Here is a 12,089-nt window from a genome sequence, read left to right on the forward strand (position 1 = left end):
GTGGTTGTTGCAGGCCTGATGGATCCGCCGGGCAAGGCCCCGCGCGAACCCCGCCTATACCGGTGCCCCCGGCCCCGCCCCGCGGGCCCGCCTAAAAACCAGGCCCGCCCCAATCCCTGCCGGGTGGGCACGCGCATGCCCGGGCTCTCCCGCATACGAATGGGTAGCGCCGGCCAAGGCCCGGCGGATCCATCAGGCCTGCAACAACCACCCACGCATCGCCGCACTGACCTCGTCCGGCTTTTCCATCGGGGCCAGGTGCCCGCAATCGGGCACCACCACCAGCTGCGAGTGCGGCACCAGGTCGTGCATTTCCTCGCTCACTGCCAGCGGCGTGATGCGGTCGTTGGCCCCGCAGACGATCAACAGCGGATCTTGGTAACCGGCCAGCAGATCATGGCCGTCGCGCCGCTCCAGCGCACTCTGGCGCAGGAATACCTCCGCCCCCAGGCGGGCGGTCATGTCGCGCACGCGCTGCACCAGCACATAGTCGTCCAGCCGCGAGGCGTCGATGTAGCTGCGCATCAGCGCATCGCCGAAGCCGTGGAACCTGCCCGGCAGGCGCACGCTGGCGCGCTGGCTGCGGCGTTGTTCGGCACGTTCCGGTGAATCGGCGTGGATCGAGGTATCGATCAGCGCCAGCTGCAGCACGCGCTCCGGCGCAATGCGCAGGATCTGCTGGGCAACGAAGCCGCCCAGTGAGAAACCAGCCAGCGCAAAGCGCTCCGGTGCCTGTGCGAGCACGTCCTCGGCGACCGCTTGGAGGGTCTCGCCACGGGTCTGGTCGCCTACCGTGCAGTCAGCGATGTCGGCCAGGTCGGCCATCTGCGCGCGCCACAGCTCGGCATCGTTGAGCAGGCCGGGCAGCAGCAACAGGGGGATACGGTCGGTCATGGAGATATTGTCGCGCCGGCGGGGTGACGGCACCATGCCGCAACGGGTGATTGCACTGTAGAGTCGAGCAAGCTCGACTCTACGACACGGACGCGACCATGGCAGACCCCTACAACAGCGGCACCCCTTCCCCGCCGGCACTGCGCTTCGACGATGCGCTGGTCACCACCGCCTTCGAGCTGCCCGGCCATCGCGTGGTGCGCAACCTCGGCGTGGTACGCGGCATCACCGTGCGCTCGCGCTCGATCGTCGGCAATTTCCTCGGCGGCATCCAGACCCTGTTCGGCGGCAACATCACCATCTACACCGAACTGTGCGAACAGGCCCGCGAGGAAACCTACCGCGACATGGTCAAGCACGCGCGGCAGCTGGGCGCCAACGCGATCATCGGCATGCGCTACGACGCCACCGATGTGATGACCGGGCTGACCGAAGTGCTGTGCTATGGCACGGCGGTGGTGGTAGAGCCGGTGCGGTGATGCAGCCGCCAAGCGTACGCAAAAGCAGCCGAGCGTAGGCTCGGCTCTACAGGAATTACGCCACCGGCGGCACGTCGGGCACCTCGACCTGCTGCACCGGCAAGGTCACCATCATCACCGTCGGGTCGTCCGGGTCGAGTCGGGTCTTGAATCCCAGGCTCTGGCACATCGCCAGCATGGTGCTGTTCTCGCGCAGCACCTGGCCTTCGACCACGTCCAGGCCCAGCCACTTGGCGTACTCGATCATGATCGCCATCAGCCGCCAGCCGATGCCGTGGCCCTTCAGGTCCGAGCGGATCAGGATGCCGTACTCGCCGCGATGATAATCGGCATCGGCGTGCAGGCGCACGGCGCCCAGCATCTCGCCGCTGCGCGGTTCGATCGCTACCAGCGCGATCGAGCGCGCGTAGTCGAGCTGGGTCAGGCGCGCGATGAACTCGTGGCTGAAGTGCTTCACCGACTGGAAGAAGCGCAGGCGCAGGTCCTCGTCGCTGACGCGGGCGAAGAACGCACGGAACAGCGCGTCATCCTCCGGCCGCACCGGGCGCACGAAGGCCCGGCCGCCATCGGACAGTTCGATGGTGCGCTCCCACTCCTTCGGATACGGAAACACCGAAAAGCGCGGATGGCCACGGCCCTTGTGCAGGATGCGCGACGGTGCCACCGCCACGCGTGCGTCGAGGGCAAGGATGCCCTTGCTGTCGACCAGCAGCGGGTTGATGTCCAGCGTGCGCACTTCGGGAATATCGGCGGCCAGCTGTGCCAGCTTCACCAGTGCCAGCGCCAGCACGCGTTCGTCGGCAGCCGGTACATCGCCGTAGGCCTTGAGGATGCGCGAAGCACGGGTCTGGCCGATCAGCTCGTGGGCCAGGCGCAGGTCCAGCGGCGGCAGGGCCAGCGCCTTGTCGTTGATCACTTCGACGGCGGTGCCGCCACGGCCGACCACGATCACCGGGCCGAACGTCGCGTCATCGGCGATGCCGACAATCAGTTCGCGCGCCTTCGGGCGGACGATGGTCGGCTGCACCAGCAGGCCATCGATGCGCGCATCCGGCCGCAGCTGGCGCGCACGCGACAGGATCGCGTTGGCCGCGCTCTGCACCGCCGGCAGCGTGGACAGGTTCAGGCGCACACCATCCACTTCCGACTTGTGCGGAATATCCGGCGAGAGAATCTTCAGCGCAACCGTGGCACCGCGTTCCAGCAGCGGCTGCGCAAGGTCCATCGCCTCGTGCGCATCACGCGCGTGCATCACCGGCGCGGACGGGATGCCGTAGGCCTTGAGCAGCTCATGCGTGGCCAGAGGGTCCAGCCACTGCTGGCCATTGGCCAGCGCGGCATCGACCAGTGCGCGCCCGGTGCCCGTGTCGACGCTGAAGTCCTGCGGCAGGCTGGGCGGCGTTTCCATCAACGCGCTCTGTGCCTCGCGATAGCGCACCAGATGCTGGAAGCCACGTACGGCTTCGGCCTCGGTCGGATAGGTCGGCACCCGCGCCGCGTTGAGCGTGGCGGTGGCCTGGTCATCGTTGCCCAGCCACACCGCGAACACCGGCTTGTCGCGATGATGGCGCGGGCGTAGGCCGAGCGTGCGGGTGAGGGCCTGCGCCGCGTCTGCGGACGAGGTGAATGCGGTGGGTACGTTGACCACCATCACCGCGTCATTCTCGTTGTCGGCCAGCAGCGCTTCGATGGCCGCGGCATAGCGGTCACCATCGGCGTCGACCACGATGTCCACCGGATTGCTGCGCGACCAGCCCTGCGGCAGCACCGCGTCGAGTTTCTCGACCGTGCTGTCGGACAGGTTGGCCAGCGTGCCACGCAATGCGATGAGTTGGTCCACGGCCAGGCGACCGACACCACCACCATTGCTGAGGATGGCCAGGCGGCGACCGGGGAAGGTGCCCAACCGCCCGAGCGATTCGGCGGCGGTGAACAGTTCGTCCAGCGCACCCACGCGCAGCAGGCCGGCACGATTGAAGGCCGCGCCGTACACATCATCGGCACGCGCCAGGGCCTGCACATGGGTATCGCGGCTGCCCGGCTGCACGCGCTCGGCGCGACCGGACTTCACCACCACCACCGGCTTGGCGCGGGCGGCGGCACGCGCGGCCGACATGAACTTGCGCGCGTCCTTGATCTGCTCGACATAGAGCAGGATGGCGCGGGTGCGGTAGTCGGTGGCGAAGTAGTCGAGCAGGTCGCCGAAGTCGACGTCCATCGTGTCGCCCAGCGAGACCACGGCGGAGAAGCCCACCGAGCGCGCCACGCCCCACTCCACCAGCGCGGCGGCAATGGCCGAGGATTCGGAGATCAGGGCGAGGTCGCCGGCCTGCGGGAAGTGCGCGGCGATGCTGGCATTGAGTCGCGCGTGCGGCGCGATGACGCCCAGGCAATGCGGCCCGAGGATGCGCAGGCCATGCTTGCGCGCCACCGCCTCTACCTGTGCGGACAACGAACCCGGGCCTTCGCCCAGGTGCGCGGTGAGGATGATCGCCGCCTGCACGCCCCGCTCTGCAGCGGTACGCACCACCTGCGGCACGATCGCCGCGGGCGCGGTGATCACCACCAGGTCGGGCACCCAGTCCAGGTCCTTCAGCCGCTTGATCGTGCGGATGCCATCAATTTCGGCGTGCCGCGGGTTGATCCACGCCACCTTGCCGGGGAAGCCGGTGCTGCGCAGGTTGCGCATCACCGCGCGGCCGGCCGAACGCTCACGCGGGCTGCCGCCGATCACCGCGACCGACTGCGGACGGAAGACGGACTGCAGGTGGTAGGTACTCATGCGCCTACGGTACCCAAAAAAGGGGACGGAGGGGATTAAGTCGTTTGTGCCACAAACGACTTAATCCCCTCCGTCCCCTTTTTGTTCTGCGTGCCGACCAAGGTCGGCACCTACCAGAGCACGGTGGCTCCGGCTTACAACAACGTGCCGTGCAGGATCATCGCGGCGATGCTGAAGTAGATCACCAGGCCGGTCACATCCACCAGGGTGGCCACGAACGGGGCCGAGGCGCTGGCCGGGTCGAAGCCGAGCCGCTTCAGGATGAAGGGCAGCATCGAGCCGGACAGCGAACCGAAGGTGACGATGCCGACCAGCGCGGCACCGATGGTGATCGCCAGCAGGATCCAGTGCTCGCCGTAGTCATGCAGGCCACCCAGCTGCCAGATCACGATGCGCACGATCGCCAGGCAGCCGAGGATGGCACCCAGCACCATGCCGGTCGGGATCTCGCGGATGGCCACCTTCCACCAGTCGCGCAGGCGCAGTTCGCGCAGCGCCAGGCTGCGGATCAGCAGCGAGGTGGCCTGCGAGCCGGAATTGCCGCCCGAACTCATGATCAACGGGATGAACAAGGTCAGCACCACCGCGCGCGCCAGTTCGTCCTCGTAGTGCTGCATCGCGCTGGCGGTCAGCATCTCGCCCAGGAACAGCACGCTCAGCCAGCCGGCGCGCTTGCGCAGCATCTCTAATAAGCCGATCTGCATGTACGGCTTGTCCAGCGCTTCCATGCCGCCGAACTTGTGCGCGTCCTCGGTGGATTCCTCGATCAGCGCATCGAGCACGTCGTCCACGGTGACGATGCCGAGCATCTGCTGCTGCGCATCGACCACCGGGATCGCCAGCAGGTCGTGGCGGCGGATCAGACGCGCGACTTCTTCCTGGTCCATCAGCGCGTTCACCGTCACCGGCGGATTGACCTGGGCCACGTCCAGGATCGATTCCTCGGGCAGGCCGGTGATCAGCCGGCGCATGGTCACCACCTGCTGCAACTGCTGGCTGGCCGGCTCCAGCACGTAGATCGCGTACACCGTCTCGCGGGTACGCTCGACCTGGCGGATGTGCTGCAGGGTCTGCGCCACGGTCCAGCTGGCGGGTACCGCCACGTACTCGGTGGTCATCAGCGCGCCGGCGGTGTTCGGCGGATAGCTCAGCAGCTTCTGGATGGCCTGGCGGGCGTCGGTGCCCAGCAGTGGGATCAGCCGCGCGCGTTCTTCCTCATCCAGCTCGTGGACGATGTCGGTCGCGCGGTCATCGGCCATCAGACCGAGCAGGGCGGCGGCGCGCGCCGGCGGCAGCGCGGCCACCAGTTCGCCACTGCGGTGCAGTTCCGGCGCTTCCAGCATTTTTACTGCACGCGGCAACGGCAGCGCGGCCAGCGTTTCCGCGGCGCGGGCCAGTTCCAGTGTGTTGAGAAATTCCACCGCATCGGCGGTGTTGTAGTTCGCCAGCGGTGCAGCCAATGCGGCGGCATCGGCCACCGGGCGCAGCAATTGCTTCTGGTTCATCGGTTTTGCCTTGTGGGGGTGCGACCTCGCGCAACGCCAACGCAGGCAAACCGTCCCGATGTCAGGCGGTGGCCATCGCTGGCGTCGAACGAGGTCGACTTCTACTGTCGCTGGACATGGGTTGGGGACTCCGGAATGCGCGTGCCGGCGGTGCGCCGCCAGCGGCGGGCAGTCTGGACCCGCGGGCCATGCAGGTCAACCCGGCAGCCCCGCACCGAAGCCTGGCCGGTTGTTCTCGTGCGTACACAGACCGGCGCGCATAATGTCGCGGTGGTGCTCACCACGCCCTACCCCACCCGAACGGACGCACTGCGGGCTTCCCCGATGACCAGGTATTCCCATGCATAGCGGCGGTCTGGAACTGGCCCTGGTGCTGCTGCTGGCGGCGGTCATTGCCGTGCCGGTGTTCAAGAAGTTCGGCTTCGGCGCGGTGCTGGGCTACCTGGCGGCCGGCGTGGTGCTGGGCCCGGACGGGCTGGGCTTCGTGCAGGACGCCGACCGCATCCTCGGCGCGGCCGAGATCGGCGTGGTGATGCTGCTGTTCGTGATCGGCCTGGAGCTGTCGCCGGCACGCCTGAAGGTGATGCGGCGCTCGGTGTTCGGCGCGGGCGCGGCGCAGGTGGCGATGTCCGGGCTGGTGCTGGGCGGCCTGCTGCTGCTCGACCACTTCCAGTGGAAGAGCGCGCTGGTGGTCGGTATTGCGCTGGCGCTGTCATCCACCGCGGTAGGCCTGCAGCTGCTGTCCGAGCACAAGGCGATCAACAGCGACCATGGCCGGCTGGGTTTTGCCATCCTGCTGTTCCAGGACCTGATCGCGATCCCGCTGCTGGCGGCCATCCCGCTGCTGGGCGGGGCGAAGAACGAGACCCTGCGCTGGGAAGATGCCGCCGTGGCCCTCGGCGCGCTGGCCGTGGTGATCCTGTGCGGGCGACCGGTGCTGCGCAAGGTGTTCAGCATCATCGCCCGCACCCGCAGCCCGGAAGTGTTCACCGCCACCGCCCTGCTGGTGGTACTGGGCACTGCCTGGTTCATGCAGGAAGCGGGCCTCAGCCCCAGCCTGGGCGCGTTCCTGGCCGGGGTGCTGCTGTCCGATTCGGAGTTCCGGCACGAACTGGAAGCGCAGATCGAGCCGTTCAAGGGCCTGCTGCTGGGGCTGTTCTTCATCGCCGTGGGCATGGGCATCGATCTCGACCGCATCGCCGCAGAGCCGTGGCTGATCGCCGCCGGCGTGGCGATCCTGCTGGTGGTCAAGTTCAGCCTGCTGTATGTGATTGGCCGTATTGCAAAGCTCAGTCCGCGGCAGTCGCTGCTGCTGGGCGGCGTGCTGTGGCTGGGGGGCGAGTTCGCCTTCGTGGTGTTCAACGAAGCGCAGCGCGCGCACCTGCTCGGCAACGCCAATCACGATCGGCTGGTGGCGATCGTCGGCCTGTCGATGGCGATCACGCCACTGCTGATGATCGCGCTGCTCAAGCTGCTCGGCCAGGAGAAGGTTCCACCGCGCGGGAGCGCCGAGGCCGACAAGGTGGCACCGGACAACCGGCCCAAGGTGCTGATCGCCGGCATGGGCCGCTTCGGCCAGGTGATCGCGCGCCTGCTGACCGCACAGAAGGTGCCGTTCGTGGCGCTGGAGGCAAACCCGGACACGGTGGCCGACCTGCGCCGCTTCGGCAACCAGCTGTACTACGGCGACCCGACCCGCCCGGAGATGCTGCGTGCAGCGGGTGGCGAACACATCGATGTGTTCGTCATCACCGTGGACGACCCGGAGACCAACCTGCGCGCGGTGCGCATGGTGCGCCGGCTGTACCCGGACGCGAAGGTGCTGGCGCGTGCACGCAACCGCCAGCATGCCTGGCGACTGATGGACATGTCGGCCGAGCCGTTCCGCGAAGTGTTCGGCACCAGTCTGGAAATGAGCGGGCGCGTGCTGACCGCATTGGGCGTGGCGCCGGACGTGGCCGAACGCCATGTGCAGCGCTTCCGTGAGCATGATGAGCAGCTGCTGCGCGACCAGTACCTGGTGTACGACGACGAGGCCGCGGTGATCCAGACCTCGCGTGATGCACGCAACGACCTGATGCATCTGTTCGAGGCCGACGCGGAAAGCGACGGCAAGTAGGCGTGCCGACCCACGGTCGGCACCCACCACAGATTGCGGTTGCCGGCCAGCGGCCGGCACGACCCTTTTCCAGGAATCAGCCGTTGTCGCGCAGGAACCGCGCCATCGAGGAAACGCCCGGCACACGCGGCTCGAATTCGCCGGCCACGTCGATGAAGCCGCGCATCACCGCGATCTCGCGCGGACTGCGGTTGAGGCTGTCGCGCGCTTCAGGATCGGCGCCGGCGCGCAGCAGGCGCTGCACCAGCAGCGGCAGGCCATGCAGCGCGGCCAGATGCAGCGGGCCGAAGCCGCGCGGGTCGCGTACGTCCAGGCTTACGTCCTCGTCCAGCAGGCGCTCCACTGCGGCCATCACCACCTGCTCGTCGCAGGCGGTACCCGGCTCGGCGCGCGCGCCCAGCAGCAGCAGCAGCGGCGTGACAGAACCAGCGGCGGCCTGGTCCGGTTCGGCGCCGGCCAGCAGCAGGGTGTCGAGCAGCGCCAGCAGGCGCGAGCGGTCGCGGGCACTGAAACCGTAAAGCGCGGCACAGTGCAGCGGACCCAGCTGCTGCGCGTCACCGGCATGCACGTCGGCACCCGCCGTGAGCAGGCGCGCGACGATGTCCGGAAGGCCCAGCGCGGAGGCCAGCATCAGCACCGTCACGCCACCCGGCAGGCGGTGTTCCAGCTTGGCGCCAGCGTCGAGCAGGGCCGAAACGATGTCCACCTGGCGCATGCTGACCGCCGCCGACAGCGGCGTCGCGCCACTGGCCGCCGCGTGCTGCGGATCGGCGCCGCGCGCCAGCAGCAGGTCGGTTACCGCCAGGTGGCCGCCACCGGCAGCACGCAGCAGCGCGGTGCAGCCCTGTGCGTCGACGGCGTCGACGGCGAAGCCCAGATCGATCAGGCGGCGCACGGCATCGACGTCACCGGCCATTGCGGCGGCCGGTAGATCGGCCTCGCGCAGGGTGCGGCGCGGCAACGGCCACACCCGCCAATCGAGCCAGTCGGCCAGATCGCGGCGACCGATCGACAGCGCCACGCCCAGCGGTGTCTGGCCGTCGGCGGCACGTGCTTCCGGCGAGGCACCATGCTGCACCAGCAGCTTAAGCGCGCCTTCGCGGGCCAATGCGGTGGCCAGGTGCAGTGCGGTCATGCCGTGGCTGTCGCGTGCCTCGCGATCAACGCCGGCCTTGAGCAGGGCCTGCTGCAGCCGCAGCCACCCCAGCCGCACCGCCAGCGACAGCGGCGGATCGCCCGCCGGCGAGGCGGCGAACGGATCGGCGCCACGCTCAAGCAGTTCCAGTGCCAGCTGTTCCAGGCCACGCGCGGCCTGGTCGTGCTGTGCGCAGGCAGCAAGGAAGCGTGCCAGGCCACCGCGTCCGGCCGGCGACAGGCCACGCTGCAGCATGACCTGCAGCGCCGGCACCGCGTCGATGCCGCGCGACAACAGCGCGAACATCGGTGTGTCGGAACAGGCGTCACGCACGTAGGGATCGGCGCCGTGGCCCAGCAGCCAGTCCACCGCACGCGGTTCCAGCGCCAACTCCGGATCGAGCAGCAGCCCGCCCAGTTCCTCCGGCTGGCACAGCCTGGCCAGCGCCGCCATGCCGTCGGTATTGCCGAAGCCCAGGGCCTCGCGCAGCAGGGTCAGCGGCGGACGGTCCGGCAGCAGACCGCTGGCACTGGCCGCTTCGCCACGATCGGCCAGGCCATCACTGACCGCGGCCGGCAACGGATAGGACGGGTCCAGCAGGGCTACGATCGCCCAGCGGCCGGCTTCGGCGGCGTAGTCCACCGCACGGCGGCCGAGCGGATCGGTGGCATCGGCCGCGATGCCCAGTTCGACCAGGCGCTTGATCAGCAGCGGCGAGACATCCTCGGCCATCGCCGCCAGCTGCACCGCATTGCGGCCTTCGCCGTCCACCGCGACCAGGTCCGGCTTGTGCGGCAGCAGGTGCTCGATCACGGCGGCGCGACCGGCACGGGCCGCTTCCAGCCACGGCGTACGCCCCAGTGCATCGCGCGCCTCCAGATTGGCGCCCGCGCCGAGCAGCACGCCGATGATCTCGACATGGCCGGCCAGGGCCGCCTCATGCAACGCACTGCGGCGCTGGCGATCGCGGGCGTCGGCCCGTGCCTTGTGCTTGAGCAGCAGCTGCACGCCCGCCGGATCATCATCCTCGGTGGCGGCGGCGGCCAGCAGCACCGGGGTGCCATCGGCCGGTTCGCAGCGTGCACCGCGTTCGAGCAGGAAGCGGGCCAGACGCCAGTTGCCCACCTGGCAGGCCACCGCCAGCGGCGACCAGCCATCACGGTTCAGCGCATCGACTTCGGCAGCGGCATCGCGCAGCAGCGCGGCCACCCCCGGGTCGGAACTGCGTGCGGCATGGTGCAGCGGGGTGTTGCCATCACTGTCGGTGGCACGCGAGTCGGCGCCGTTGGCGAGCAGGGTCATCACCGCTTCGGGGCGGCCATGCCAACTGTCGCGGGTCGCCGCCAGCAGCGGGGTCATGCCCCGGTGCGGCGCATTCACATCGACGCCGCGGGCAATCAGTTCGCGCAGCAGGCGCAGGTCCGGCAGCACCGCGGCCAGCACCGCCAGGCTCCGCTGGTCACGCCAGTTCGGGTCCGGCAGCGCATACGGATCGGCACCGGCCTGCAGCAGCTGCAGGCCCCGGTCGATGCGGCCCTGGCGGGCGGCCTCATACAGCGCCGGTGTCAGTTCCTGCGGCGCCATCGCCTCCAGCGGCACGGTTTCGGCCGCCGCTGCGAACATCGGTTCGGGTGCAGCGCTGGACGCCGCCAACGGGCTGGAGCGCAGCGACACCAGCGGCGCGGGCGCGACCCGCTGCAGCAGCAGGTGCAGCACCGGCGACAGCAGTACGACCGCCAGTGCGGCGGGCCAGCGCGCGCTTTCCGGCAACAGGCCCGGCCAGGCCGGCAGCACCACCAGCGCGGCCAGCGCAATGACCAGCGCGGCCACTCCGAGGCCACGCCAGGCAGTCAGGTCGCGCCCCGCCAGCGCCTGCCAGTGCTGGGCCAGGCTGCCATCCAGGCGTTCGACATCGTTCCACAATGGCCAGGTGCGCCAGGCCGCCAGCAGGCCGGCACTGACCAGTACGCTCAGGCCAAGCACTGCCGCCAGGCTGCCGCTGTCACGCAGCGCTGCGAGCGGCCAGGCCAGCAGCAGCGCCAGCAACAGCGGCGCGGCTGCCCACAAGGCCAGCAGCGCCGGCAGGTCCTGGCGTGCGACCACCTTCAGCGGCAGCAGCGCGCGGCTGCGGCGCCACCACGATATCGCCAACGCGAACGCGGGCTGCGCCAATGCGGCAAGGACCGCACCCGGAACGCCGCCCACGGCGGCGCCCAGCGCCAGCACCGCGCCCGCGGCGAAGGCAATTGACAGAATGCGCGGACGGGAGGCGTCAGTCATAGTGGCGCGGCATCAGGCTGGCCACCGACGGCGGCACCTGCAGGTAGAACCCGCGCTCGCTCATTTCGCTGCGGACCTTTTCCGGGTCAGCCTGCGCCAGGCGGCGCTGGGCATCCAGGGCCACCTCCAGCACGAAGGCGAGCGTCCCCAGCGAGGTGAGCAGCGGCGCGGGCAGCGCGCTGAAATCATCGCGTCGGGGAACGTAGACGTAGGTGTCCGGCTTGAGTTGGCTTTTATAGACGTAGGCGTGCATGTCCGCGGGACGATAACCCGGGAAGAGCCATGATTGTGTCGGAAAGCCGACACCGGGGAAAGCCGTCAGCCGGCGATGGCGGCGCGATCGGCGGCGTTTCGCCTGCGGGGTTCAGCAATGTGGCGGCGACGTTCAGGCTGCGCCGCCGCCACACCGGCGCTTACTTGACCTTGGCGTAGGTGCCCTTCAGCGCGACACCCGCGAGGATGGCACCGGCGTAGCACTCGTAGTTGGTGCTGCTCTTGAACTCGTTCTTCTTGTAATAGCTGACGATGTCGACCACGGCGTTGGCGCCGCGCGACTTGGCACCGTCCTGCAGCGCGCGCAGTGCCGACAGCGCAACCCAGCGGCAGGCCTCGGCATCGCTCTTGTTGGCGGCGTTGGTCTTCTTGTTGGTCACGTCTTCGCCCAGGCGCTGCTGCACGCTGACCGGCTGGCCGGCCAGGTAGAAGCGCACGCTGCCGTCGATGCCGGCGTCCTTGGCGGCCTGCGAATTGACCAGTTCCTGCAGGGACTGTTCGACACGCGTGTCGCGGGCGGAAGCGGTGGAAGTCAGGGCCAGCAGCGCGGTAGCCGTGGCGATCATGAGAGTGCGGCGCATCGGAACATCTCCTTGTCGAGGGTGCGGGGGTAACGGGAACG

General features: G+C 69.1%; 8 protein-coding genes. 2 read left to right on the plus strand and 6 right to left on the minus strand.

All coding sequences use genetic code 11. The annotated features are described in order from the left end of the window. Positions 1 to 192: 192 nt before the first annotated feature. Positions 193 to 894 (minus strand): alpha/beta hydrolase, encoded by a 702-nt coding sequence (locus RCF13_RS06910; RefSeq protein WP_134969057.1) that lies wholly within the window; start codon positions 892 to 894, stop codon positions 193 to 195. A 98-nt stretch (positions 895 to 992) separates the two neighbouring features. Between RCF13_RS06910 and RCF13_RS06915 the strand changes: the two genes are divergently transcribed. Beyond that, the gene (locus tag RCF13_RS06915; protein WP_065185897.1) at positions 993 to 1,373 is read left to right on the plus strand and encodes a YbjQ family protein; all 381 of its coding nucleotides are present in this window, start codon (positions 993 to 995) and stop codon (positions 1,371 to 1,373) included. A 55-nt stretch (positions 1,374 to 1,428) separates the two neighbouring features. On the opposite strand, the gene RCF13_RS06920 is transcribed toward RCF13_RS06915, so the two are convergent. After that, a complete protein-coding gene (locus RCF13_RS06920) occupies positions 1,429 to 4,155 on the minus strand; it encodes a bifunctional acetate--CoA ligase family protein/GNAT family N-acetyltransferase (RefSeq protein WP_134969058.1) in 2,727 nt (908 codons plus the stop codon). Between the two features lie 134 nt (positions 4,156 to 4,289). Continuing rightward, positions 4,290 to 5,660: a magnesium transporter gene (gene mgtE / locus RCF13_RS06925; protein ID WP_134969059.1), complete on the minus strand. Its 1,371-nt coding sequence runs from the start codon at positions 5,658 to 5,660 to the stop codon at positions 4,290 to 4,292. Between the two features lie 340 nt (positions 5,661 to 6,000). Here mgtE and RCF13_RS06930 point away from each other — a divergent pair, with 340 nt between their 5' ends. Then, complete coding sequence (locus RCF13_RS06930; RefSeq protein WP_134969060.1) at positions 6,001 to 7,779, plus strand: monovalent cation:proton antiporter-2 (CPA2) family protein; 1,779 nt, start codon at positions 6,001 to 6,003, stop codon at positions 7,777 to 7,779. A 76-nt stretch (positions 7,780 to 7,855) separates the two neighbouring features. Here RCF13_RS06930 and RCF13_RS06935 read toward each other — a convergent pair whose 3' ends face one another. The 3 genes from RCF13_RS06935 to RCF13_RS06945 all read right to left on the minus strand — a co-directional run bounded on the left by RCF13_RS06935 (position 7,856) and on the right by RCF13_RS06945 (position 12,048). After that, on the minus strand, positions 7,856 to 11,194 hold the full coding sequence (locus RCF13_RS06935; protein WP_061478971.1) for an ankyrin repeat domain-containing protein: 3,339 nt from the start codon (positions 11,192 to 11,194) through the stop codon (positions 7,856 to 7,858). Then, positions 11,187 to 11,447, minus strand: coding sequence for a YcgL domain-containing protein (locus tag RCF13_RS06940; RefSeq protein WP_014648833.1), 261 nt, complete (start codon positions 11,445 to 11,447; stop codon positions 11,187 to 11,189). The genes RCF13_RS06935 and RCF13_RS06940 overlap by 8 nt, the downstream gene beginning before the upstream one ends. A 160-nt stretch (positions 11,448 to 11,607) precedes the next feature. Then, complete coding sequence (locus RCF13_RS06945) at positions 11,608 to 12,048, minus strand: hypothetical protein (protein ID WP_005420284.1); 441 nt, start codon at positions 12,046 to 12,048, stop codon at positions 11,608 to 11,610. Positions 12,049 to 12,089: the final 41 nt, after the last annotated feature.

The sequence above is a fragment of the Stenotrophomonas maltophilia group sp. RNC7 genome (genome assembly GCF_030910085.1).
GTDB lineage: Bacteria > Pseudomonadota > Gammaproteobacteria > Xanthomonadales > Xanthomonadaceae > Stenotrophomonas > Stenotrophomonas sepilia.